This is a genomic window from Pseudomonadota bacterium, from assembly GCA_016719885.1.
Taxonomy (GTDB): domain Bacteria; phylum Pseudomonadota; class Gammaproteobacteria.
Genome location: JADJYF010000008.1, coordinates 238,123 through 262,361, shown reverse-complemented (window position 1 = coordinate 262,361; position 24,239 = coordinate 238,123). Strand labels below are relative to the sequence as shown.

General features: G+C 67.4%; 19 protein-coding genes. 14 read left to right on the top strand and 5 right to left on the bottom strand.

All coding sequences use genetic code 11. The annotated features are described in order from the left end of the window. The first annotated feature begins 17 nt into the window (after nucleotides 1–17). Complete coding sequence (locus IPM80_10425; protein MBK8958827.1) at nucleotides 18–2,723, top strand: bifunctional acetate--CoA ligase family protein/GNAT family N-acetyltransferase; 2,706 nt, start codon at nucleotides 18–20, stop codon at nucleotides 2,721–2,723. A 27-nt stretch (nucleotides 2,724–2,750) separates the two neighbouring features. Here IPM80_10425 and IPM80_10420 read toward each other — a convergent pair whose 3' ends face one another. After that, the gene (locus tag IPM80_10420) at nucleotides 2,751–3,230 is read right to left on the bottom strand and encodes a hypothetical protein (protein MBK8958826.1); all 480 of its coding nucleotides are present in this window, start codon (nucleotides 3,228–3,230) and stop codon (nucleotides 2,751–2,753) included. A gap of 329 nt (nucleotides 3,231–3,559) precedes the next feature. Between IPM80_10420 and IPM80_10415 the strand changes: the two genes are divergently transcribed. Next, a complete protein-coding gene (locus IPM80_10415; protein ID MBK8958825.1) occupies nucleotides 3,560–5,374 on the top strand; it encodes a DUF885 domain-containing protein in 1,815 nt (604 codons plus the stop codon). 131 nt (nucleotides 5,375–5,505) lie between these two features. Further along, nucleotides 5,506–6,819 (top strand): HlyC/CorC family transporter, encoded by a 1,314-nt coding sequence (locus IPM80_10410; protein ID MBK8958824.1) that lies wholly within the window; start codon nucleotides 5,506–5,508, stop codon nucleotides 6,817–6,819. Between the two features lie 49 nt (nucleotides 6,820–6,868). On the opposite strand, the gene IPM80_10405 is transcribed toward IPM80_10410, so the two are convergent. Both IPM80_10405 and IPM80_10400 read right to left on the bottom strand, forming a co-directional pair. Continuing rightward, nucleotides 6,869–8,482 carry a hypothetical protein gene (locus IPM80_10405; protein MBK8958823.1) on the bottom strand — a complete coding sequence of 538 codons (1,614 nt, stop codon included), beginning with the start codon at nucleotides 8,480–8,482 and terminating at the stop codon, nucleotides 6,869–6,871. Nucleotides 8,483–8,516: 34 nt separating this feature from the next. After that, nucleotides 8,517–9,722, bottom strand: a complete 1,206-nt coding sequence (locus IPM80_10400; protein MBK8958822.1) for a cytochrome P450 — start codon at nucleotides 9,720–9,722, stop codon at nucleotides 8,517–8,519. A 346-nt stretch (nucleotides 9,723–10,068) separates the two neighbouring features. Between IPM80_10400 and IPM80_10395 the strand changes: the two genes are divergently transcribed. Continuing rightward, entirely contained in the window at nucleotides 10,069–10,818 is a 750-nt protein-coding gene (locus IPM80_10395) for an NAD(P)-dependent oxidoreductase (protein MBK8958821.1), read from the top strand. Nucleotides 10,819–10,872: 54 nt separating this feature from the next. Here the strand turns inward: IPM80_10395 and IPM80_10390 are convergent, their stop codons facing one another. Further along, complete coding sequence (locus IPM80_10390) at nucleotides 10,873–11,229, bottom strand: carboxymuconolactone decarboxylase family protein (protein MBK8958820.1); 357 nt, start codon at nucleotides 11,227–11,229, stop codon at nucleotides 10,873–10,875. A gap of 29 nt (nucleotides 11,230–11,258) precedes the next feature. After that, on the bottom strand, nucleotides 11,259–12,122 hold the full coding sequence (locus IPM80_10385; GenBank protein ID MBK8958819.1) for a TauD/TfdA family dioxygenase: 864 nt from the start codon (nucleotides 12,120–12,122) through the stop codon (nucleotides 11,259–11,261). A gap of 273 nt (nucleotides 12,123–12,395) precedes the next feature. Here IPM80_10385 and IPM80_10380 point away from each other — a divergent pair, with 273 nt between their 5' ends. From IPM80_10380 to IPM80_10335, 10 genes are all read left to right on the top strand, one after another. Continuing rightward, nucleotides 12,396–12,635, top strand: a complete 240-nt coding sequence (locus IPM80_10380) for a hypothetical protein (GenBank protein MBK8958818.1) — start codon at nucleotides 12,396–12,398, stop codon at nucleotides 12,633–12,635. Nucleotides 12,636–12,892: 257 nt separating this feature from the next. Continuing rightward, on the top strand, nucleotides 12,893–14,056 hold the full coding sequence (locus IPM80_10375) for a hypothetical protein (GenBank protein ID MBK8958817.1): 1,164 nt from the start codon (nucleotides 12,893–12,895) through the stop codon (nucleotides 14,054–14,056). Between the two features lie 124 nt (nucleotides 14,057–14,180). Next, nucleotides 14,181–16,211, top strand: coding sequence for a hydantoinase/oxoprolinase family protein (locus tag IPM80_10370; protein MBK8958816.1), 2,031 nt, complete (start codon nucleotides 14,181–14,183; stop codon nucleotides 16,209–16,211). Between the two features lie 57 nt (nucleotides 16,212–16,268). Next, nucleotides 16,269–17,969 carry a hydantoinase B/oxoprolinase family protein gene (locus IPM80_10365; protein ID MBK8958815.1) on the top strand — a complete coding sequence of 567 codons (1,701 nt, stop codon included), beginning with the start codon at nucleotides 16,269–16,271 and terminating at the stop codon, nucleotides 17,967–17,969. Then, on the top strand, nucleotides 17,966–18,166 hold the full coding sequence (locus tag IPM80_10360; protein ID MBK8958814.1) for a hypothetical protein: 201 nt from the start codon (nucleotides 17,966–17,968) through the stop codon (nucleotides 18,164–18,166). Before IPM80_10365 ends, IPM80_10360 begins: the two co-directional genes overlap by 4 nt. Next, the gene (locus IPM80_10355) at nucleotides 18,163–18,540 is read left to right on the top strand and encodes a hypothetical protein (protein ID MBK8958813.1); all 378 of its coding nucleotides are present in this window, start codon (nucleotides 18,163–18,165) and stop codon (nucleotides 18,538–18,540) included. Before IPM80_10360 ends, IPM80_10355 begins: the two co-directional genes overlap by 4 nt. 30 nt (nucleotides 18,541–18,570) lie before the next feature. Then, entirely contained in the window at nucleotides 18,571–18,873 is a 303-nt protein-coding gene (locus IPM80_10350; protein ID MBK8958812.1) for a hypothetical protein, read from the top strand. 156 nt (nucleotides 18,874–19,029) lie between these two features. Beyond that, nucleotides 19,030–19,515 (top strand): heme-binding protein, encoded by a 486-nt coding sequence (locus IPM80_10345; protein MBK8958811.1) that lies wholly within the window; start codon nucleotides 19,030–19,032, stop codon nucleotides 19,513–19,515. A 188-nt stretch (nucleotides 19,516–19,703) separates the two neighbouring features. After that, nucleotides 19,704–22,550: a PAS domain-containing protein gene (locus IPM80_10340; protein ID MBK8958810.1), complete on the top strand. Its 2,847-nt coding sequence runs from the start codon at nucleotides 19,704–19,706 to the stop codon at nucleotides 22,548–22,550. Nucleotides 22,551–22,739: 189 nt separating this feature from the next. Continuing rightward, nucleotides 22,740–24,161 carry a DUF839 domain-containing protein gene (locus tag IPM80_10335; protein MBK8958809.1) on the top strand — a complete coding sequence of 474 codons (1,422 nt, stop codon included), beginning with the start codon at nucleotides 22,740–22,742 and terminating at the stop codon, nucleotides 24,159–24,161. Nucleotides 24,162–24,239: the final 78 nt, after the last annotated feature.

Here is a 24,239-nt window from a genome sequence, read left to right as displayed (position 1 = left end):
GGCGGCATACTGACGCCATGAGCATTCGCAATCTCGACAGCCTGTTCAAACCGTCGTCCATCGCCATCATCGGCGCCAGCGAACGCGGCGGCGCCATCGGCCAGGTGGTGACGCGCAACATCCTCGATGCGGGTTTCGCCGGACCGGTGATGCTGGTCAACCCGGCACGCCGCGAATTGTTCGGACGGCCGGTGCATGCCGATGTCGCGAGCCTGCCGCAGACCCCGGAGCTCGCCGTCATCTGCACGCCGGCCGAGGCCGCCGTCAAGGTGCTGGCCGAACTCGCGGCGCGCGGCACGCGCGCGGCGGTGGTGATCGCGGCGGGCTTTTCCGGCGCGGCGGATGCGCCCGGCGGGCGCTTGCGCCAGGCCTTGCTGGCGGCGGCGCGGCCGGCCCTGCTGCGCGTGATCGGACCCAACTGCCTCGGCATCCTCGCGCCCGGCCACGGTTTGAACGCGAGCTTCGCGCAATTGCAGCCGCGCGCGGGCCGCCTCGCCTTCGTCGCGCAGTCGGGCGCGATACTGACCTCGGTGCTGGACTGGGCGGCGCCGCGCAACATCGGCTTCTCGCTGCTCGCGTCGCTCGGCGACATGGCCGATGTCGACTTCGGTGACATGCTCGACTATCTCGCCAACGACGCCGACACGCGCGCCATCCTCCTGTACATCGAAGGCGTGACGCATGCGCGCAAGTTCATGTCGGCCGCGCGCGCGGCGGCGCGCACCAAGCCCGTGATCGTGGTCAAGGCCGGCCGTCATGCCGCCGCCGCCCAGGCCGCGGCTTCGCACACCGGCGCGCTGGCCGGCGTCGACGCGGTCTACGACGCGGCCTTCCGGCGCGCCGGCATGCTGCGCGTGCTGACGCTGGAAGAACTGTTCGACGCGGTCGAGACCCTGGCGCTGGCGCGGGCGCCGCGCGGCGAACGTCTCGCCATCCTCACCAACGGCGGCGGCGTGGGCGTGATGGCGACCGATGCCTTGATGGATGCGGGCGGCACGCTCGCCAGCCTGTCGGCCGAGACCCTGGCCAGGCTCGACGCCGTGCTGCCGGCCACCTGGTCGCGCGCCAATCCCATCGACATCATCGGTGACGCCAGCGCCGAGCGTTACACCGCCGCGGTCAAGGCGGTGCTGGGCGCGCCCGAGATCGACGCGCTCCTGATCCTCAATTGCCCGACCGCCGTGACCTCGCCCGACGCCGCCGCGGCGGCGGTGCTCGCGGCGCTCGACACCCCGAACCGCCACGCACTATTCACCAGCTGGGTGGGCGGCATCGGCGCGGCGGTGGCACGTGAACGCTTTCGCGGCGCCGGCGTGCCAACCTACGACGCGCCCGAGGACGCGGTGCGCGGTTTCATGCAGATGGTCGACTACCGGCGCAACCAGGCGGCGCTGCTGGAAACGCCGCCGTCCATGCCCGCCGATTTCACGCCCGAGCTCGGCAGCGCGCGCGCCATCATTGCCACCGCGCTGGCCGAAGGGCGTGAATGGCTGTCGGAATTCGAAGCGAAAGCGATACTCGCCTGCTTCGGCATCGCCACGGTTGCAACCCGCGTGGCGGCCACGCCGCGCGAGGCCGCCGACTACGCGGCGACGCTGGTCGCCGCCGGCGGCGGCCGCGTGGCGGTAAAGATAGTCAGCCGTGACATCACCCATAAGTCCGACGTCGGCGGCGTGTTGCTCGACCTCGCGGCCGACGAGGTGCTGGCGGCCACCGAGGCCATGACCGCGCGCGTGCGCGGTGCGCGTCCGGACGCGCACATCGAGGGCTACGCGGTGCAGGCCATGATCAAGCGGCCGCTCGCGCGCGAACTGATCGCGGGCGTGCTCGACGATCGCGAATTCGGGCCGGTGATCCTGTTCGGCGCCGGCGGCGTGGCGGTGGAAGTGGTGAACGATCGCGCGCTCAGCCTGCCGCCGCTCAATCTGAAACTCGCGCACGATGTCATCGCACGCACACGCGTGGCGAAACTGCTGGCCGGTTATCGACAGGTGCCGGCCGCCGACCTCGAGGCGATCGCCGTGACCCTGGTGCGGTTGTCGCAACTCGTCATCGACCTGCCGCAGGTCGCGGAGCTCGACATCAATCCGCTGCTGGCCGACGCCGATGGCGTGCTGGCGCTCGACGCGCGCATTCGCCTGCGGCGCGACGTCAAGCCCGGCAGCAGCCGTCTCGCCATCCGGCCTTACCCCAAGGACCTCGAAGAGATCATCAGCAGCGATGATGGCCAGCTGTTGCTGTTGCGTCCCATCCTGCCCGAGGACGAAGTGGCGCTCACCGCGACCTTTGCGCGCTTGAGTCCCGAGGAAGTGCGTTTCCGTTTCTTCGTGCCGATGAAACTCATGGACCACGTCACCGCCGCGCGTTTCAGTCAAATTGACTATGACCGCCAGATGGCGCTGGTGCTGACGGTGCCGGGCATTGCCGGCGCCACCGAGATCTTCGGCGTGGTGCGCTCGATCGAAGATCCCGATCGCGAGCACGCTGAGTTTGCCATCATCGTCGAGCAGCGCATGGCGGGGCGTGGCCTCGGCAAGCACCTCATGCATCGCATCATCGATTACGCGCGCAAGCGCGGCGTGCGCGAACTATATGGCGAGGTGCTGGCGGACAATCACCGCATGCTGAACCTGTGCCGTGAATGCGGATTCAAGGAAGCGAAGGACGGCCACGAGCCGGGCGTGGTGCGGGTGACGATGACGCTCCGCGACACCGAGGCCTGAAGCTCGGCGCCGCGACGCGGGGCAGGATTATTTACGCAGGGTCGTCAGTGCGACGACGACTGCGGCGATCACCAGCGCGGAGATCGCAATCCACTTGCCCATGCCGCCGCTGGCCGCGGCCGGCGCGGGCGTGGGTGCGGTGACGGCGGGCTTGGCCGCGCTTTCCGGCGCGGGCGCCGCGGCGGCGCTGCCCACTTCCGGCAGCGACACGGCGCCGCTGCCGAGGTCGATGTCGAGCGCGCCATGCACGTCGTTGCCCGCCGTTTCCTCACCGCCGGTGAGATCGAAATCCAGCGTGCCGGCCGCGCTCGGCGCGTCGTCGGCGCCGCCGCTGAGATCGAAATCCAGCGGCGCGCGAGCCAATGCCGCGGCGTCCAGTGCCTGGGCCCGCGCCGCCGCGCTCATCACGGCGGTACGGTCGTCGTCCTCGTCGCCGGAGGCAACGTCGCGATTGACGGGAATGGTATTGGGCGAAACCACGCGGGTGCGGTCTTCTTCGTCGGTCACGGTCGGCCTCAATAATCTTGGTATTGAAAAAGCCCGGCCAACATACAGAGGCGGCCCGGGAAAAACCACTGCGGCCGATGCTTTTCATTCTTGAATCGAGACCTGTTCGAGGCCGGCCGCCGGCATTTCAGCCGCGGGCCGGCGCCGCTCCCTACCACCTAAGGGGGAGGACGCGCTTACCTTGCGGTGCCGCGTGGCGCTGCTTAGAGTACGTCGGCACTGGCACACTCCCTGCAACGGGTTTACCTACCATGTCAGCCGCTGACGCCCGCCGGACTTTCGAAACGCCATGCGCGAAGGCGCGCGCGCGCGCGGCGCGCCATCGCATCGTGAGAGTTCTGCTACCGCGCCTGTTGGCGGCCATCGTGCTCGCGTGGGCGGTGGCGTGCATGGCCGAAACCCCCGCCGCCGGTGCGGCGGCCGACGCACCGGCCGCGGCTACCCTCGCCACCCTCTACGATGAATATTTCGAAGCGCGCCAGCGGCGCTATCCCAGCACCGCGACCTTCAACGGCGATCATCGCTACGACGACCGACTGGAGAATCCCGCCACGCCCGCCTTTGCGGACAGTGCGCGCCGCGAGCAGCAGGATTTTCTCGCGCGCGCGCGGGCCGTCGATACGCGCGGGCTCACCGCCAGCCAGCGCTTGAGCTACGCGGTGTTCGTCAGCGATCGCGAGCTGGCCTTGCAACGCCTGTCGTTTCCCGATCGCCTGCTGCCCATCGACCAGATGGGCAGCCTGGCCAGCACCTTCGCCCAGCTCGGTTCGGGCACCAGCGCCCAGCCCTTCGACACCGTGGCCGACTACGAGGCTTTCCTGCGCCGCGCCGACGGCTTTGCCGCGTGGGTGGACGACGCCATCCTCGCCATGCGCGAGGGCATGGCACGCGGCATCGTCAATCCGCGCATCTTGATGGAGCGGGTGGTGCCACAACTGCGCGACATCGCGCGCCCGTCGGCCGAGCACAGCCTGTTCTGGCAGCCGGTCGCGAACATGCCGGCGAGTTTCTCCGCGGCCGAGCGCCACCGGCTCAGCGTCGCCTATCGCGATGCCATCACGCACGTGATCCGGCCGGCCTATCGCCGGCTCGCGAGTTTCATCGAGCGCGATTACCTGCCCATGACGCGCGACAGCGTTGGGCTGTGGGCTTTGCCCGATGGCGAGGCCTGGTATCGCCACCAGATCCGCAAGCACACCAGCACTGACATGACGGCCGATGAGATCCATGCGCTGGGGCGGGCCGAGATGGCGCGCATCCGCGGCGAAATCATCGGTGTGATGGACGAACTCGATTTCAAGGGCGACCTCGCCGACTTCCAGCGCCACGTTCAGCACGACCCGCGCTTCCAGGCGCGCCGCGGCGAAGATCTCATCGCCGGTTTCACCGCGCTCAAGGCGCGCATCAACGCCGCGCTGCCGCGGCTGTTCCACGCCATGCCGCGCGCCGACTATGAGATCCGCCCGGTGGAAGCGTTCCGCGCCGCCAGCGCGGCGGGCGCTTCCTACCAACCGCCGTCGGCGGATGGCACGCGGCCCGGCATCTTCTACGTCAATACCCATCACGCGCGCGGCCAGCCGCTGTATGGCATGGCGACCCTGGCCCTGCACGAGGCGGCGCCCGGCCATCACTACCAGTTCGCCCTGCAGCAGGAGCAGGACGCGCTGCCGCGCTTCCAGCGCTTCTCGAATTCCAAGGCCTTTGTCGAAGGCTGGGCCTTGTACGCCGAGTCGCTGGGCCACGAGCTCGGCCTGTACGGCGATCCCATGCAGCACTACGGGCATCTCAATGACGAGATGCTGCGCGCCATGCGCCTGGTGGTGGATACCGGCCTGCATGCGCGGCATTGGAGTCGCGAGGAGGCGATGAGCTTCATGCGCGGCAACTCGTCACTGTCCGACAGCGAGATTGAGGCCGAGGTCGAGCGCTACATCGCGTGGCCCGGCCAGGCGCTCAGTTACAAGATCGGACAGCTCCGCATTTCGGCGCTGCGCGCGCGCGCCGAACGCGCCCTGGGTGCCGCCTTCGATGTGCGCGACTTCCATGCCGAGGTGTTGCGCGACGGGCCGCTGCCCATGCCGATCCTGGAAAGCAAGCTTTCGCACTGGATCAATCAGCAGCGTCAGCTGGCGTCCGGCGAGTGAGTCGCGACAAGCGCGCCGCCTCGACCTTCGCGCAGCCGCTACGCGCCCGCGCGGCATTGCCGTATCCTGCCATCCCTTGACGACAAACCGGCGCCGTCCCGCGCGCCTGCTGGCCACGGATCCGATGAACGATGGGAAATAGTGCCTTGCTGCTGGCGCTGGCGCTCGTGCTGGTGCTGCTGAACGGCTTTTTTGTCGCCGCCGAATTCGGCCTGGTCAAGCTGCGCCAGACGCGCGTCAAGGCGATTGCCAAGACCTACGGCTGGCGCGGGCGCATGCTGGCGCGCGTGCATCGCAACCTCGATGCCTACCTGTCGGCCTGCCAGCTCGGCATCACCCTGGCGTCCCTGGGACTCGGCTGGATCGGCGAGCCGGCGGTGGCGCGCCTGCTCGAGCCGGCGCTGGCCTCCATCGGCATTCTCAGCCACAAGATGGTCAGTGCCATTTCTTTTTTCGTCGCGTTCTTCGTGATCTCCTACCTGCACATCGTGGTCGGCGAACTGGCGCCGAAGTCGATGGCCATCCGCCAGAGCGACGCGGTCGGCATCTGGACCGCGACACCGCTATACGGCTTCTACTGGCTCATGTATCCGATCATCTGGCTGTTGAACCACAGCTCGAACTGGATCCTCAAGGCCATGGGTCTCGACAGCGCCGACGGCCACGACAGTCATTACTCGGCCGAGGAGCTCAAGCTCATCCTGCGTTCCTCGCGCGCCGACGACAAGTCGACCAGCGACGAATGGCGGGTGCTGGCCCATGCGCTCGACTTTCGCGACCTGGAGGTGGCCGACCTGATGCGGCCGTTCCAGGATGCCGCCACTCTCTCGCGCAAGGAAACGGTGGCCGAGAACCTCGAGCGCGTGGCGAACTTCCGCTACACGCGCTATCCCTATCTCGATGCCGATGGCCGGGTGCTGGGCGTCATCCACCTCAAGGATGTCTTCATCGCCATGCGCAGCGGCGAGCCGCTGGCCAATCTCGATGCACTGGTGCGCCCGGTGCTGAACGTGACGCCGACGCTGTCGGCCACCGAGCTGTTTCGTCGCTTTCGCGAAGGCAACCCGCATTTCGCCGTGGTCGCCTACGAGGGGCAGCCGCCGCTGGGCTTCGTCACGCTCGACAACCTGCTGGGCGCGCTGGTCGGCGAGATCCGCGACGAGTTCCGCCGCACGCGCAATGAATGGAGCAAGCTCGACGATGGTTCGCTGATAGGCAAGGGCAGCCTGCCGATAGTGACCGTCGAACGTGCGCTGGGCATCGATATCGACGAGGACGAGTTCGATTCGATCGGCGGACTCATCCTGCAGACCCTCGGCGACCTGCCGAGCGAAGGGCAGCGCGTCGAGTTTCCGCACTTCGACGTGGTGGTGCGCAAGATGAGCGGCCCACGCATCGTGCTGGTTCACATCTTCCCGAAAGGGGAGGCCGAGATCGAACTGTAGGTGCGATTTCAATCGCACATTCGCGCCTACACGATATGCCGCGGGCCAATCATGGGCGCGCCGTCATGTCACGCAAGGCGCGACGATAATATTCGCGCAGCCGCGCACTGACCCGTGCACGCGCGGCCAGCGCTTCGGCTTCGCTCGCCGTCGCGGCGCTGTCGGTGTCATTGCCCAACTGTCGATACAGCAGCGCCAGTTCGTAGAGCGCGCTGACCTGCATGGCATCGTCGTAGGCCGGTGTGCGCCGCGCGCGCTCGAAATACTCGCGCGCCGCTTCGAGTTCACCTTCATCGCGACTCGCGCGCGCCAACAGCAGCCAGCCTTGAAAGCTGCGCGCGGCCGGCGCGATGCGACGCTCGGTGGCGACCGCTTCGCGATTCATCCCCGCCGCGTGCTGGGCCAGCGCCAGGTTTTCGAGCGCGAAGCGCGATTCGGGACGCATGGACACCACCCATGAGAACAGCGCCACGCCGTCCCGCCACAGGCGCACGATGCTGAGATTGGTGGCCGCCAACGCCACCAGCCACATGGCCAGCAGCGCATGCACGAGGCGCCGGCCGCGCAGCGGCGCGGGCCGCGCGGCGGGCAGGTGCAGCGCGCACAACGTGGCAGCGAACAGCGGAAAGTACAGGTAGCGGCATTGCACGAGGTCGAGCCGGAACGGCACCAGGTTGGCGGCCGGCAGCAGCGCCAGCGTCCACACCGTGAACGGCAGGCAGGCCGGCCAGCGCAGCCCGCCCAGCGCCAGCAACAGGACCCCGGCGCCGGCCGCGGCATAGCCGGAAAAGGCATTCGGCTCGTCGCCGAGCGCGTGCAGGGGGGCGAGATTCCATAGCGGCAGCACACTCATCTGCAGGTAGGTGCCGAAGGTGCGCAGCACCAACAGCGCGTGGGCGCCCGGCTGCGGCGTGCCCTGTACCTGGAACGCCGTGTCCCTGACCAGCGGCAGTTCGAGCACCGCGATGCGCAGCGCCAGGTAGATGGCCAGTGCCGTGGCCAGCGCCAGCCCATGCTCGAGCGCGGCCCGTCCCGCATCGCGCCACGCGCCGCCGAGTCTTGCGCGGCCGATGACGGCCACCAGCACGGGTCCGACCGCGGCATAGGCCAGGGCCGATTCCTTGCAGCACAGCGCGGCGAGGAAACTCAGTGCCACCGCCAGTCCGCGCCGCGTCGTCGAGCGTACCCGCAACGCGGCGAGAAGGCCGAGCAGCACGAAGCTCGTGAACATCAGGTCGAAGCGCCCCGACACCCACACCACCGGTTCCACCAGCACCGGGTGCACGGCCAGCACCGTGACCGCGAGCGGCTGGCGCAGCCCGCCGCGCGCCATGGCGGGGCTCGCGATGAGGATCAGCAGGCAGAGGTTGAGCGCATGCAGCGCAAGGTTGAACGCATGCAGGAACACCGGGCTGTGGCTCAGCGCGAGCTGCAGGTTCAGGCTCGCGGCGACCAGCGGCCGGTAGTAGGACACCAGCGTGTTGGCGGTGAAGTTGTCTTTCAGCAGGCTCGCCAGCGTGTGGCGATGAAAGTCGTTGATCCACGCGAGGTCGTCCCACACGAGCTCGAAGCCCAGCGCCGCGCCATGGAACAGCGCCACCAGCGTCACCGCCAGCAGCATGCAGAGGGCGACGTCGTGGCGCCCCGCGAAGACCGCGCGCATCGAGGTGGGCAATCTGGCGCGCGCTAGGCGACGCCTAGACCACGCGCACCGGCAGTGACTTCAGCCCCACCAATCGATTGTTGGGCATCCACTCCGGTTCACCGTCCAGCTCGAAATCGAGCGTCGAGGCCAGCAGCTCTTCGAACACCACGCGCAGTTCCAGGCGCGCCAGCGACGAGCCGAGACAGAAATGCACGCCGGCGCCGAAGCCGAGATGGCGGTTGGGATTGCGCGCGATGTCGAACTCGAAGGGGCGCTCGAACACGCGCTCGTCGCGATTGGCCGACATTTCCCAGAACGTCACCTTGTCGCCCTCGCGGATGCGCTTGCCGGCGAACATGAGGTCGCGCGTGGCGGTGCGGCGCTTGTAGCAGGACGGCGTGGTCCAGCGCACGATCTCCTCGACCGCGCTGCGCATCAGCGCCGGCTCGGCGCGCAGGCGCGCCCACTGCTCGCGGTGTTCGATGAAAGTCAGCAGCGCACCGCTGATGGCGCGCGTGGTGGTTTCGGCGCCGGCCGGAAACAACAGGCCGAAGAACGAACGCAGCTCGTGATCCGACAGCGTCGAGCCATCGGCCGCGAAGCGCGCATGCACGATGGTGGAGAAGATGTCCGGCTGCGGCGCGGCGCGTTTCGCCTCGATCAAACCCTGCGCATAGCGCCGCACCTTGCGCACGTACTCCTCGGCGATGACTTCATCGGACGGCGCGGCGATGCCGTGATCTATCCAGTCGGCGAGCGTCAGGCGATCCTCCTCCGGCACGCCGAGCACGATGCAGATCGCCTGGGTCGGGATCTCGCGCGACACGCGCAGCGCGAAATCGATGTGTTGGCCGCGCTCGAGGCCGGCCAGCAGTTCGCGCGTGCGGCGCCGCAGTTCGCCTTCCAGCGCCGACACCGCGCGCACGCTGAAGCCTTCGTTGACGATCGCGCGCAGGCGTTTGTGCAGCGGATCGTCGGTCTGGTTCATGACCTTGCCGGCCGACAGTTCGTCCTTGATGGTGGTGCCGCCGGCGGTGCGCGTGCCGCCCTTGTCGGACGAGAAGGCCTGCGGGTCCATGATCACGCTGTCGACGTCGGCATAGCGGCTCACCACCCAGAAGCCTTCGCCATCGGGCGTGACGGCGGTCGGCTCGTGCCAGTACAAGCGATCGTTATCCCGCAGCCAGGTGAAGAACGGGTGGGGAAAACCGTGTGCGAAAGTCTGACCATCGGAAAGATCGAGACGCGCAATATCCATGGGCATGACTCTCACTAGAGTTGCGATGACCGGCGCGCGCGGCTGCCGGGGCCTTCGAATTAGAGCATCGCCCACCGGCCAATTCCAGCCTGGCCACGGGCCGTTATACTCAGTGGCGCGCTCGCTTCACAGGGTGCGCGGTGGCGAGAAAATTTTGTTGATTGGGCGCAAGTGCGGGGGAGTACGACATGGCGGCGACGGGTTTCATAGGCACGGGCACCATCGGCGCGCCGATGGCGATGCGACTGGTGGAGGCCGGCCATGGCTTGACGGTGTTCGATCTCGATGCCGAGGCCACGCGGGCGCTGGAGACAAGGGCGCGCGCCGCGCGGCCTCGGTCGCGACCTTGGCCGCCGACTGTACGACCATCTTCCTGTCCCTGCCGGGGCCGCGGCATATCGAGCAGGTGATGCTCGGCGCCGACGGCGTACTCGCCCATGCACGGGCCGGCACCATCGTCGTCGACCTCTCGACCAATGCCATTGCGCTCAATCGCCGCATTGCCGAGGCGGCGCGCGCGCGCGACATGCAGTATCTCGATGCGCCGGTTTCCGGCGGGCGCGCCGGCGCCATGGCCGGCAAGCTGGCGGTGATGGTGGGCGGCGATCGCGCCGCCTTCGAGGCGGTGCGCGAATTCATCGCCTGCTTCGGCGAGAACATCTTCCATCTCGGCGAGGCCGGCGCCGGCACGCTCACCAAGCTCATCAACAACCAGATCTTCCTGGCCGCGAGCGTGCTGGTGCAGGAAGGCTTCGTGATGGGCGCCAAGGCCGGCATGGACCCGGCCACGCTGCTCGAGGTGTTGAAAGTGAGCTCCGCCGGCTCGGTGGTCGGCCGCGCCGGCCTGTTCCTGTCGCGCAAGTTCGATGCCGGCCTGTTCGCGCTGGCCATCGCCGGCAAGGACATCGACGTGGCGCTGGCCTCGGCCGAGGATCTCGGTGTCGAGATGCCGATGACCGCGGCGGCATCGGGTGTGTATCACGATGCCCTGACGCAAGGTTTCGGCGGCGAAGATTTCTACGCGACCTTGAAGGTGCTGGAAGGACGGGCGGGTGTCAGTGTGCCGGCGCTTGGAAAACCGCAGCCGGCGACCTGAAGCGCACAAGCCGTAGGTGCGAATTCATTCGCACACATGGCGCGCCGCGGCGGTTTATTCCTTGCCGTATACCTCGGCGACCTTGCGCAAGCCCGCCACGCCGGTCGGCCAGCCGCCGTAATGGGCGAGATGCAGCATCATCTCCTCGACCTTTTCGCGCGGTATGCCGATATTCCGCGCGCCGTGCAGATGGGTTTTCAATTCGTTCTCGCGACCGAGCACGGTCAGGGCGGCGATGGTGATCATCGAGCGTTCGGCGAGTTCGAGGCCAGGGCGGCTCCAGATATCACCGAACAGGTTGCCGACCGTGACCTGCATGAAATCGCTGGCGAGGGCCGCGTCGTCCGGCGCGCGGCCGAACAGGCGTTGCATGGCGGCCTTGCCTTTCTCGATACGGGCGGTGTCAGACATGGAAAGCTCCTTGTGATACGGGGGGCGGGTCAGGCCAGCGCCGACTCGGTGTCGGGATTGCCGCGGATGCGGGTATGCATCATCACGCGCGGCTCGCGGTAGTCGTAGGGACGCGCGCGATGCAGCAGGCAGCGGTTGTCCCACACCACGATGTCGCCGGCCTGCCAGCGATGGCGATAGACGCGCGGCGCGCGACAGGCGAAATCCATCAGGGCGTCGAGAAACGCCTCTGATTCGGCGGTTTCCATGCCGGGGATGTTGCACGCATGACGGCCGATGAACAGCGCGCGCCGGCCGGTCTCGGGATGGACTTTCACCAGCGGCCGGCGCGGCGCGTCACCGGCATTGAAACCGTAGTAGTCGCCGACCTTGGCCACCGCGCCGATGCGCGACTGTGAATAGAACAGCGAGTGGAAGGCCGACAGGCGCTCGAGTCGCGCCTGCATGTCGACATCCAGCGCATCGTAGGCGGCGCGCATGTCGGCCCATTCGGTTTCGCCGCCCGCCTCCGGCACCACGCGTGCCGACAGCACCGAGGCCTTGGCCGCCAGCGGCATGTAGGAGCTGTCGGTATGCCAGCCCTCGTTGCCGCGCAACAGCTGCATGAACACCGAATCATCGCGCAGCGGCTGACCCTGTTCGCCGCGGTTGGAGATCGCGATGGTGGTCTTGCCCTCGACCAGCACTTCGATTTCGCCGAAGCGCCGCGCGAAGGCGAGCTGCGCGTCGTCGTCGAGATGCTGGGCCGGAAAGACCAGCAGGGCGTGCTCGGCGAAAGCCTGGGCGATGACCGGCCACTCGGCATTGGTCAGCGTGCGCAGGTCGACCCCGGTGACGGACGCGCCCAGCGTGCAGGCGTGCCGGTCGGCCAAGGCCGTGATGGTGATCCCCATGGACATGCTCCCCGCATGGCGAGCACGCAGTATTCCACGGAACGCAAAGCGGACGACAGATCCGCCAATCGGGGAGGTGCGCACGCCGTCCCGCCCCCTGCCGCGCTTGCGTGACGGCAGTGACTGTTTCACCATCGCCGCTCCCATCCATTCCCACACAAGGGCTGAGCGATGAGCAAGAAAGTCGATTGGTATTACTTCCGCAAGGGCTGAACGAGCTGCGACAGAGCGGCCAAGTTTCTGGGCGCCCGCGGTTTGATTCCCAAGGAAAGCGTGCCGGCTTCGCGCAAGCTCGGCGCCGACGACGCGCGCGCGCTGGCCAATGGCGCCGTCACCGTGATGGTGGCCAAGGGCAAGAAGGTCGAGACCTTCAAACCGGCCGGCAAGGCCAGCGCCGAGATGATCCAGGCCATGCTCGGCCCCACCGGCAACCTGCGTGCACCGACCCTGGTGTGCGGCAAGACGGTGCTGGTCGGCTTCAACGAAGAGTGTTACGCCGCGCAGTTGGGTTGAGTGGAAATGAAGCCGCCGCAGACCTGCGGCGGCTGTTCGGATCGCCCTGCAGCGCAGAAAACTGAAGGATGCGCAAGCCGCCGAGCACCGCTACCAGCGCTGCCTGGCGTGGCCGCGCGAGGTTGATAAGTGAACTCGATCATTTCACATGGATTCAACCCGGCCCTGGTCGGCCCGTACCACGCGCGCACGGACGCTTGGCCGTGCACGGCACCCGCGCCGAGCTCAGCAGCAACTTCATACGTGCCGCATGCGTCGTGACTGCGACTGACGCCCGCGTCTCACCCGTGCTGCTGTGGTCGCTGACCATCGCGCTGACGCTGGCCGTCATCGAAGCGGCAAGCTACGGCATGGTTCATGTATTGGCGAGCAAGGCCGCTGTCTACAGCCCGCCGCAATTGCGTGATGTCGAGCGCTACCTGCGTGCGCGCGACCCCGTGCTGGGTTGGCCCTCGCCGCAAAGTCATGGCGGAAAACCCTTCGACCGCTCGGGCGCGCGCGTGCTGCCCGCGTTTCCCGAGCCCGCTAACGCCTGCGTGGCGGCCTACGGCGATTCCTTCGTGTTTGCCGATGAAGTCGACGACGCCGCGGCGTGGACCAATCAACTGGCGCTTTCGCTCGGCTGCCGGGTCGCGAATTTCGGCGTCAACGGCTACGGCACCGACCAGGCATACCTGCGCATGTCGGCAACAACGAGCGACGAATCGCGTCACATGGTGCTCGGCGTGTTCACCCATGACATCGTGCGCAACGTCAACCAGCTGCGCAACCTGCTCGCGCCCACGGACGAGATTGGTCTCAAGCCCCGCTATGTCATCGATGAGCATGGCGACATGCAGTTGCTGGCACTTCCGGATTTCGCGGGTACGCAGCTCGCCGACGTCATGCGCTTTCCCGAAAAGTACCTGCCCCATGACTACTTCGTGCCGGGCGGCCCGGCGGGCGTGGTGCGCGCGGAATTTCCCTTCACGCTTGCGGTGGCGCGTTCATTGACGTCGTACAAGCTCGCCGCATTATTGCGTGGCCGCTCGCCCTATGAAGCGTTCTACGAGCCACGGCATCCGTCCATGGCGCTCGATATCACCGCGCGGCTGTGTGGCAAGTTCGCGAGCGACGCGGCGGCGCGCGGCAAGACGGCGCTGGTGGTGATGTTCCCGTCGCGGCAGGATCTCGAACAATTCGCCGCGACGGGACGCTGGATCTATCAACCTCTCATGGATCGCCTGGGCGCCGATGGGCATCCCACACTCAACCTGGGGCCGGCGCTGCTGGCGGCACTCGGCGAACGGGAACCGGCGGCACTGTTCAAAATCCTGCATTACAACGAGGAAGGCAACCGCGTGGTGGCCGCCGCCGTCGAGCGCGCCCTCGGCGCGACATCCACGACCGCCAGCCACCCGCATACGAGCGCACGACCCTGAGCAACGGCTGCTTCGCGAAGGCTGGGCGGACCGCCGCGGCAGCGCCAGGGTACGCGACGCCGGCTTGCTGAGGTCCGTGCCGGCCCCTTAATCTGCATCCATCGGCAATCGGCGAGCGCTGGGTATGAGTCGTTACTTGGTGGGTGTGGATGTCGGCGGCACGTTCACGGATTTTGTCGCCTATGACCGGCAGACCCGCGAACTGGCGGTGTGGAAGAACCTCACCACGCCGGACGATCCGACCACCGGCATCCTGACCGGTCTCGCGCGTTTCAGCGACGGTGCGGCGGTCGCCAACCTGCGCCTCGGCACCACGGTCGCCACCAACGCCATCCTCGAACGCAAGGGTGCGCGCGTCGCCTATGTCGCCACGCGCGGTTTTCGCGACATTCCTTTCCTGCAGCGCGGCCATCGCAAGCACCATTACGACAGCGGCTGGGTGCGTTCGCGGGCGCTGGTCCTGCGCCGCGACTGTTTCGAAGTCGACGAGCGCCTCACCGCCAACGGTGAGGTGCTGCGCGCGCTCGATGATGACAGTGTGGCGGCCGTCGCCAGCGCCATCGAGGCCGCCGGCGGCATCGAGGCGGTGGCGGTGAACCTGCTGTTCTCCTACATCAATCCCGCCCACGAGCAGGCGGTGCGCGCCGGGCTCGCCGCACGCCTGCCGGGCGTGCCGATTTCGATTTCCTACGACGTGCTGCCGAAGTGGAAGGAGTACGAGCGTGCTTCCACCACGCTCGCCGATGCCTACATCAAGCCGGCGCTCGAGCGCTACCTGCGCACCCTGCGCACGCGGCTCGACGCGCGCGGCGTGCGGGCGCCGCTGGCTTTGATCAAATCCAACGGCGGCGAGATGAGCCTCGACGCCGCGCGCGAGCAGCCGGTGCAGTTGACGCTGTCGGGACCGACAGGCGGCGTGGTGGCGGCGCGCGCGGTGGCGGAGGACCTCGGTATCGCGCGCGCGGTGACGCTGGACATGGGCGGCACCTCCACCGATTGCTCGACGGTGGTCAATGGCCAGATCAGTTTCACCACCGATTTCGAAATTGAATTCGGCCTGCCCATCCAGATCCCCATGATCGACATCCGCACCATTGGCGCCGGCGGCGGCTCGGTGGCGTGGATAGACACGGGCGGCATGCTGCGCGTCGGGCCGGAAAGCGCCGGCGCGCGGCCGGGGCCGGCCTGCTACGGCTTCGGTGGCGAACGCGCGACGGTGACCGATGCCAACCTCGTGCTCGGGCGCATCAACGCCGCCAACTTTCTCGGCGGCGGCATGGCGCTGGCCGGCGAGCGCGCCACCCAGGCCTTGCAGGCGCTGGCCACGCCCTTGGCGATGTCCGTGCAGGAGGTGGCGCTCGCCATCCTGCGCATCGTCAACAACAACATGGTCGGTGCGCTGCGCACGGTGCTGGTGGAGCGCGGCCTCGACCCGCGCGAATTCGCGCTGTTCGCGTTCGGCGGCGCCGGACCCTTGCATGTCTCGGAACTGCTCGACGAAGCGGGCGTGGCCGAGGCGGTGGTGCCCTTGCATCCCGGCCAGTTCTCGGCGCTCGGTTTCGTGCTGACCGATGCGCGGGTCGATCTCGAGCGCACCATCCAGATGACGTCCACGCGTTTCGACGCCGAGCGCGCGGCCGCGCATCTCGGCGATCTCATCCGCACCGCGCGCGCCGATCTCGCGCGCCAGGGCTACCAGGGCGAGATGCGCATCGAACGCACCATCGACCTGCGCTACCTCGGCCAGAACTACGAACTGGAAGTGGCGTTCGATTTCGATGACTTCAGCGCCGCCAACGTCGCGCGCCTGTGGGCCGACTTCCACGCCCTGCACGAGCAGCGCTTCGGTTTCCAGATCCCCAAGGAAGCCATAGAAGCCATTACCCTGCGCTGCACCGTGCATTGCGCGACCGCCAAGCCGGACTTCATGCCCCTGCCGCCGCGTGGCGAACCGCTGGTGCCGCGCACGCGACGCGCGGTGACCTTCATGGATGGCATCGTCGAGACGCCGGTTTACGCGCGCGAGGACCTGCGCATCGGCGACCGACTGCCAGGTCCCGCGCTGGTCGAGGAAGCGGCATCGGTCACGGTGCTGGCGCCCGGACACGTGCTCCGCGTGTCGCCGCGCGGGCATTTGCGCATTGCGCGACTTTGAACCCTGGAGGACCTGGCCATGGAATCGAGCAACGCAGCAGCAAGTGGATCGCGCAGCATGGACTTCGTCACCATGAACATACTCGACAGCACCATGCTGTCGCTGTGTCGCGAGATGGGCATCACGCTCATGAAGACCAGCTACTCGACGATCTTCAACGAGGCGCTGGACTTCACCTGCGGCATCGCCTCGCCGCGGGGCGAGATGCTGGCGGCGGCGGAGTTCTGTCCGGCGCAGATCGGCGGCATGCCGCTGCTCATCCGCTCCTGTCTGAAGGAGATCCCGCTGTCGGACATCGAGCCCGGCGACATCCTGGTGCACAACGACCCCTACCGCGGCGGTCTGCACACGCCCGAGCACACGCTGTTCTGCCCGGTGTTCGTCGACGGCGAGCTGGTGGCCTTCACGGTCGCCATCGGCCATGTCGCCGAAGTGGGCGGCATGGTGCCGGGTGGCTTTCCGGCCGAAGCGACCGAGATCTTCCACGAGGGCATACGCGTGCCGCCGGTCAAGATCAAAAAGCGCGGCGAGGACGTGGTCGAGGTGTGGAAGCTGTGGCTCGCCAACGTGCGCACGCCGCGTTACAACTACGGCGACATGCGCGCCATGATCTCGGGCGTGGAACTCGGCGCCGAGCGCCTGGCCGGCATCGTGCGCAAGTATGGCCGTGACGTGTTCGCGCAGACCTGCGAAGACCTGATGGACTATGCCGAGAAGCGCATGCGCGCCGAAATCGCCGCCATCCCCGACGGCCGCTACAGCTTCGTCGACTACATGGACAATGACGGCGTGTCCGATGCCGAGATCCGCATCGAAGCCCATTGCCACGTGATGGGCGAGCAACTGGTGGTCGACTACAGCGGCTCCAGCAAGCAGGTGCGTGGGCCGATCAACGCCACGCTGGGCGTGGCCTGGTCGGCGGCCTACAACGCGGTGCTGCATCTCACCGACCCCAGCATTCCCAAGAACTCCGGCTGTTTCCGCCCCATCAAGATCATCGCGCCGCGCGGCACGGTGGTGAACGTCGATTACCCGGCGCCGGAAGTGGGCGGCAACACCGAGACCCATCCACGCATCGCCGGCGCCGTGATCGGCGCGTTGGCGCAGGCCGCGCCGGCACGCGCCATGGCCGGCGAGGGCGGCACGCATTTGAATTTCGTGTTCGGCGGTCATGATCCCAAGCACGATGAATACTTCGCGTGCTATGACCTGGAAGCCGTCGGCTGGGGCGCGCGCGCCCATGTCGACGGCAATGACGCCACCGATTCGATCAACGGCAACTGCCGCGTGATGCCGGTCGAGGTGTTCGAAACCCGCTACCCGTGGCTGACCGAGGAATACAGCCTGCGCACCGATTCCGGCGGTGCCGGTCGCCAACGCGGCGGCCTCGGCACGTGCAAGACCTACCGCTGTCTGGACACCGAGATCACCGCCTCGCAGTTGACCGATCGCCATCAGCACCAGGCCTATGGCCTGGACGGTGGCCTGGCCGGCGCCGCCGGCATGACCTGGTACCAGGCCGACGACGGCCAGCCGTGGCAGACCATGGTCGAGGCCTTTGCCAAGCGTTCCACCAGCAAGTGGGCCAACGTCACGTTCACGCCCGGTAGCCGCGTGCGCATCCTGACGCCGGGCGGCGGTGGCTATGGTCCGCCGGCGGCGCGCGACGCCGTCGCGCTCGCGGCCGACATCGCCGATGGCTACGTGTCGCGCGATGCCGCGCGTCGCGACTACGGCTGGCCGGGAGACGCGTCATGAGATTCAGTCCCAACGGCTACTACATCGACCGCTACGTGAAATGCGACTGCTGCGGTGTGCTGATCTACGACGAAGGGATCGCCGTCAGCCACCCACAGGCCGGCGAACTGCTGTTCTGCTCGCCGTGGTGCCGTGAATGGCAGCGGCAGAAGCTCGAAGGCATCGAATCGCCGCGCGTGGACCTGCCATTCCGATGAGCGCCGCGCGTGGCAAGCAGGTGATCATCGCCGTCATCATGGCGATGACCTTCATCTTCGGCGGCATCGACGTGTTGCTCGAGGACGCACCGCGCCAGTGGAACGAAGTGTTCCTGTGGACTTCGATCGTGGTGGTGTCGGCGCTGATCTTCGCCTGGGTGCATATCGATGCGCGGCAGCGTCAATACCGCAAAGCCAAGTGGCTGAACGTCGGTGTGCTGGCGCTGGCCATCGTGTTCGTGCCGGTCTACCTCACGCTGACGCGCCGCGCCGCCGCCAAGTGGCGCGCGCTGGCCGGCTTCGTGCTGGCGCTGGTCGCGTATTTCGGCGTCGGTTACGCCGGCTCGCTGCTCGCCTTCGAATGGCTGAGCTGATTGTTCTTCCTTCTGCCTGGCAAGGTGACCATGACTTCCTCAACTTCCGCTTTCGATGACGAACTCGCGCGCCGCACCGATGAAGTGCTGCATTACGTGTGGGACCCGGCCGGGGTGTCCAACAGCCCGGTGGCGCGCAATGATTACGACGCTTTCCTGCCCGCCGTCCTCACGCTGTTGCGCGACGGCAAATCGGCCGATGCCATTGCCGAGCATCTCGATGCGCTGGAGGAAAACGAGTTCGGCCTCGAAGCCGACATGGAGATGACCGGGCACGTCGCCGACATCCTGGTCGAATGGCGCGAGCTGTTGCGCGCGAAGCATGCCGTGTAGGTGCGAATTCATTTGCGTGTTTCCAACCGGCCTTGGCGCTTTGGCGCGGCCTCCCTTGTCAGACTGAAGTCCGACCCACAATGAAATCGTTGCCCGCCTTGTGGGTCAGACTTCAGTCTGACATTCAGGCGCCGGGTAAATGCAGAGGACCCCACCATGAGCAAATCGCTACTCACCATCGGCGCGCTGTGCGTATCGCTGTCGGCCGCCGCCGCCGACGCGCCGCCGCCGCCCGCCTACGGCGCGGCTATCACGCTCGCCGAGGCACGCCGCTGCGTGGCCGCCGCGCAGGCCTACGCGGTCAAGCATCAATGGCTGATGGTCATGACGGTGGTCGACAGCGGCGGCCACGTGGTGCTGACCGAACGCATGGACAATGCCCAGTTCGGCTCGCTGGGGCCGGCGTTCAAGAAGGCCCATACCGCGGTCGCGTTCCGGCGTCCGACCAAGGTGTTCGAAGACATCGTGGCGCAGGGTGGCGCCGGCCTGCGCATCATGCGCCTCGACGAGGCCATGCCCATCGACGGCGGCCTGCCCCTGCTCAGCAACGGGCAGATCGTCGGCGCGATAGGCGTATCGGGCGGTACCTCGGCGCAGGACGGTGAGGCCGCGGCGGCCTGCGTGACGGCGCTGACGCCCTGAGCGCCGCGCCTGCCGATGAGCGCGGCCGTGGGCCGCGTCGGCAAATGTAAACAAGCGTGGAGCAGGCGCGGCATTTACTCGTGCTGGCGCGGCGTTTATGGTGGCGCAAGTTCCCCGCTACGTGACCCGCCATGGCGCCACCGCGCGGTGGAGCGCATTTTTCCGTCCCGCGTCTATCGAAGAAGAGCATGGAAGGCAGCAGTCCCCAACGCCAACGCATCGCCCACGAAACCCTGGTCAATTCGGAGTTCGACATCGGCGTCTTCGCCGGTATCGCGCGCGTGGTCGCCGAGGGCCTCGGCTTTCGCGGCGCCGGCATCACACGCCTCAGCGACGACGCCTTGCAGTTCGAATCGCTGGGCGTGTGGGTGGACGGCGCGGTAGGGCCGGCGTTCAAGGTGGCGGTGGCCGGCACACCGTGCGAGGCCGCGCTGGCGCAACAGGGCTCCATCGCCCTGCTCGAAGGCGATCTCGGCGCGCGCTTTGCGCTGGCCGGGTTGTTCGCGCGCATGAACATCCAGACCTACTACGGCATCGCCCTGCGCGACGACGAAGGCCGCACGGTCGGCATGTTGTACGCGGTCGACGATCACCCGCGGCTCGCCGATGCCAGTGACGAGGCGCTGCTCAGGGTGGCGGCCGCGCGCGCCAGCGCCGAACTGCGCCGCGAAGCCGCGGCGGAGCAGACGCGCGAGAACGAGGAGCGCATGCGCTTCGCGCTGGCGGCCGGTGCGCTCGGCATGTGGGAATGGGACGTGGTCGCCGACAGTTTCGTCGTCAACGACCGCTGGGCCGAGATGCGCGGTTATACGCCGGATGAAGCCGCGCCCTATTTTTACGACGGTCTGCCGGAAGACGTCGAGCGCGTGCGCCCATTGGTCGACCGCCTGCTGGCGGGTGAAATCGACACCTATGAAATCGAATTTCGTACCCCGCACAAGGACGGCAGCTGGCGCTGGATCAACTCGCGCGCGCGCATCATGAAGCGCGGCGCCGACGGGCGTGCGGTACGCATCGTCGGCGTGCAGACCGATATCCACGAACGGCACCTGGCGCAAGAGCGGGAGCGCGCCAACCAGCAGTGGCTGTCCCTCACCCTCGATGCCACCGAGATCGGCATGTGGGACTGGGACGCCACCACCGACAAGCTGGTGTGGAGCGAACGCTGCGCGAGCATCCTCGGCTATCGCCTCGACGAAATGCCGGGCGATGCGGCGGGCTGGATGCGCATGCAGCACCCCGACGATCACGCCGCGGGCTGGAAGCAGTTCAAGGCGCATCTCAAGGGCGAAGTGGAGCGCTTGAGGCTCGAGATCCGCTGCCGCGCCAAGGACGGTCACTGGGTGTGGCTGCTGGTTCACGGCCGCGTCACCGAGCGCGACGCCACCGGCCGCGCGCTGCGCGCGGTCGGCACCCACCAGGACATCAGTCAGCTCAAGAATGCCGAATTCGCGCTGCGCGAAAGCGAAGCACGGCTGCGCACCGTGGTCGAGAATTCGCCCATCGGCATTTTCCTGGTGGCCGCCGACGGCGCCGTGGTGTATTGCAACCCCGTGATCCTGGCGCTGCGCGACATCGCCAATGTCAGCACCGCGCGCGACAATTTCGAATGGGAGCACCTCGTGCATCCCGATGATCACGATTTCGTGGTTGCGCGCTGGCGGGCGTTTCTCGCGCAACCCGACGGCGTTTACGATCTCGAGTGGCGTGCCTGCCTGCCGCTGGAACGCGTGATGCGCATCCGCGTACGCGCCGCGCCGATCCGCGAGGGTGAGCGCGTGCTGGGGTTCGCCGGCACCATGGAAGACGTGTCCGAGCAGCGCGCCGCCGAACAGCGCGAGCGCATGCTGGAGGCGCAACTGCAGCAGACGCAGAAGCTCGAAGCCATCGGCCGACTCACCGGCGGTGTCGCCCACGACTTCAACAACAGTCTCGCCACCATCCTCGGCTTTGCGAGCCTGGCGCTGACACGCCCGAGCCAGGATGCCAAGCTCGGCGGATATCTCGAAACCATCGTGCAGGCCGCCGAGCATTCGCGCGACCTGGTGCGCAAGCTGCTCGACTTCAGTCGCAGCACACCGGCGGGCGAGGTCGAAGCGCTCGACGCGGTGCCGCGCGTGGTCGACGCGGCGCGCATGCTGCAATCGGTGATCCCGGCCACGGTGCGCGTCGTCACCTGTTTCGATCCGGACCTGCCGCCGGTGCGCATCGACGGCACGGATCTCAACCAAATGCTGTTCAACCTGGTGTTGAACGCGCGCGACGCCATCGGCGAGCAGGGCGAGCACGGCCAGATCGGCATCTCGCTGGTCGCGCCACGCGCCATGACCGGCACCTGCGCCGCCTGTCACCACATGCTCGACGGTGAATATGTCGAACTGGCCGTCAGCGATACCGGCAGCGGCATCGCCGCCGACAGCCTGCCGCGCATCTTCGACCCGTTCTATTCCACCAAGGCGGTGGGCAAGGGCACCGGCATGGGCCTGTCGGTGTTGCACGGCATCGTGCACCGCGCCGGTGGCCACGTGCTGGTCGAGGCGCAACGCGGCGGCGGCACCGTCATGCGCGTGCTGTTGCGCGCCGGTACGCTGGGCGCCGATACCGCGGTCGCGCGGCCGGTGAGCAGCGGCACGGCGATCGACGCGACGCGCCAGACGCGCGTGCTGGTGGTGGATGACGAACCGTCGATCGTGCAGTTCCTGCGCGAATGGCTGCAAGTCGAAGGCTTCGAAGTGGAGGCCTTCACCGATCCGCTGGCGGCGCGCGCCTGGGCGCGGGGCGCGGATGCGCGCTTCGATGCCTTGATCACCGATCAGACCATGCCCGGCATGACCGGCCTCGAACTCGCGCGCGAGCTGCGCGAGCGACATGCGAGCCTGCCGGTCTTCGTTTGCACCGGTCTCGCCGATCGCGTCAGCGCCGCCGAGGCCACCGCGCTCGGCGTCACGCAGCTGTTCATGAAGCCGGTGCCCATGCCGGAACTGCTGGCGAGCCTGCGCCGCGCACTGCGCGCCGACATGAAAATGTCATCTTGACGCCGCGCTAACGTCACCGGCGCGTCAAGCCCTCGCAACACGCGCCCACCACACTCGCTCCACGCCAGCGGCCTCACGCGGCTGCCGTACACCGACGACTCGTGCCCGAGAGCACGGCGCGCTGTGCGGCGCCACGCTCCGCCGCTGAGTTGCACACACGTTTTGCAAATCCAGTGGAGGATAGTTTCGATGTTCAAACCCACGTCCATGGCGCTCGCCATCGCGGCCGCTCTGGCCTCGTCGCAGGCCTTCGCGGTCAACACGGAGTTCGATAATTTCACGCCGCTGACCGCCTCGGCCGGGCCGCTGCCGGTCGCCGGAGAGTCGACGCCCATCACCTTGTCCAGCGCCCAGTTCGCGCAGAAGACCGTCGCCGAGCGCAACGTGCGCCTGGGTCTCGGTCAGTTCGACAGCGGCGCCTGGGACATGATTACCACCAACGAGAGTGGTCCCGACGCCGGCCGCTACCTGTTCGCACCGTTCGAGAGCGGGCAGGCCGGCATCATGCGCGTCGACCTTCAGACCAACACCACCAGCACCATCTGGCGCAGCCCGGCGGTGGGTGGCCATGTCGCGTTCGACGCGTCCTACTGGACGCCGTGGGGCACCTATGTCACGGCCGAAGAGTCGTGGTCCGGCAATGCCGACACCGGCGTGACCGGCAACACCAGTGGCTACGGCCGCCTGTTCGAAGTGACCAATCCCTTGAAGCCGACCGGCACGGTCGACATCGTGCACCGCAACGCGGTGGCACGCGTCTCCCACGAGGGCCTGCAGTTCGACTCGCTGGGCCGCATGTACTACATCGACGAAACCAACGGTGGTGCGCTGTATCGCTTCGAATCGGCGGCCGGCGTTGGCGACGACTATTTCGCCGGTGGTGTGAACTCGGTCCTGCGCGTGGGTGACGGCTCGCTTGCCAATGCGACGGGCGCCGGCCAGTTCGTCGCCTTCACCGACAACACCGGTGCGGCGCTGGCGGGCGCGGCCACCTTGGTCGACATCAACGGTGTGGAATCCGTCGACGGTCGCGCGTCGGCCAACGTCGCGGCCTTCAAGGGCACGAGCTACCAGCGGCCGGAAGACCTGCAGATTGCCCATGCCGCCAACGGTGATGAACTGCTGTACATGACCACCACCACCACCAACGAGATCTACGCGTACAACATCACCACCAACAGCATGAGCCTGTTCGCCGATGTGAACACCATCGATCTCGGCACCGGCCAGGCGGTGGGCGCGGGCTTGCGCAGTCCCGACAACCTCGCCGTCGACGCCGAAGGCAACATCTACATCATCGAAGACCGCAACGGCGGCGTCGACGACGATATCTGGTTCGCCAAGGACATCAACCACGATGGCGATCTCGCCGACGCCGGTGAAGGCCTGGCGCGTTGGGCGTCGAACGGCGTGCAGGGTTCGGAGTTCACGGGCCTTTATTTCGACCCGCAGAACCCCAACCGCGCCTGGGTCAACATCCAGCACCCGTCCAGCGGCAATGACCGCCTGATGGAACTGACCGCTGCGCCGGTGCCGGTGCCGGCGGCGGTATGGATGTTCGGTTCGGCGCTGTGCGGGATGGTGGGGCTCAAGCGCCGCAAGGTGGCCTGAGCATAGCGTGTGGGTCAGACTCCAGTCTGACCTTCGTGGCCGGAGCACCAGTCAATTCAAAGCACGACTGAGTCTGAC

What these genes read in the sequence shown, in the direction of transcription:
- IPM80_10425 (MBK8958827.1), top strand. Translation starts at nt 18, where the DNA reads ATGAGCATTCGCAATCTCGACAGCCTGTTCAAACCGTCGTCCATCGCC.
- IPM80_10410 (MBK8958824.1), top strand. Translation starts at nt 5,506, where the DNA reads ATGGGAAATAGTGCCTTGCTGCTGGCGCTGGCGCTCGTGCTGGTGCTG.
- IPM80_10405 (MBK8958823.1), bottom strand. Translation starts at nt 8,482, where the DNA reads ATGCGCGCGGTCTTCGCGGGGCGCCACGACGTCGCCCTCTGCATGCTG.
- IPM80_10400 (MBK8958822.1), bottom strand. Translation starts at nt 9,722, where the DNA reads ATGGATATTGCGCGTCTCGATCTTTCCGATGGTCAGACTTTCGCACAC.
- IPM80_10390 (MBK8958820.1), bottom strand. Translation starts at nt 11,229, where the DNA reads ATGTCTGACACCGCCCGTATCGAGAAAGGCAAGGCCGCCATGCAACGC.
- IPM80_10385 (MBK8958819.1), bottom strand. Translation starts at nt 12,122, where the DNA reads ATGGGGATCACCATCACGGCCTTGGCCGACCGGCACGCCTGCACGCTG.
- IPM80_10370 (MBK8958816.1), top strand. Translation starts at nt 14,181, where the DNA reads ATGAGTCGTTACTTGGTGGGTGTGGATGTCGGCGGCACGTTCACGGAT.
- IPM80_10365 (MBK8958815.1), top strand. Translation starts at nt 16,269, where the DNA reads ATGGACTTCGTCACCATGAACATACTCGACAGCACCATGCTGTCGCTG.
- IPM80_10360 (MBK8958814.1), top strand. Translation starts at nt 17,966, where the DNA reads ATGAGATTCAGTCCCAACGGCTACTACATCGACCGCTACGTGAAATGC.
- IPM80_10355 (MBK8958813.1), top strand. Translation starts at nt 18,163, where the DNA reads ATGAGCGCCGCGCGTGGCAAGCAGGTGATCATCGCCGTCATCATGGCG.
- IPM80_10350 (MBK8958812.1), top strand. Translation starts at nt 18,571, where the DNA reads ATGACTTCCTCAACTTCCGCTTTCGATGACGAACTCGCGCGCCGCACC.
- IPM80_10345 (MBK8958811.1), top strand. Translation starts at nt 19,030, where the DNA reads ATGAGCAAATCGCTACTCACCATCGGCGCGCTGTGCGTATCGCTGTCG.
- IPM80_10340 (MBK8958810.1), top strand. Translation starts at nt 19,704, where the DNA reads ATGGAAGGCAGCAGTCCCCAACGCCAACGCATCGCCCACGAAACCCTG.
- IPM80_10335 (MBK8958809.1), top strand. Translation starts at nt 22,740, where the DNA reads ATGTTCAAACCCACGTCCATGGCGCTCGCCATCGCGGCCGCTCTGGCC.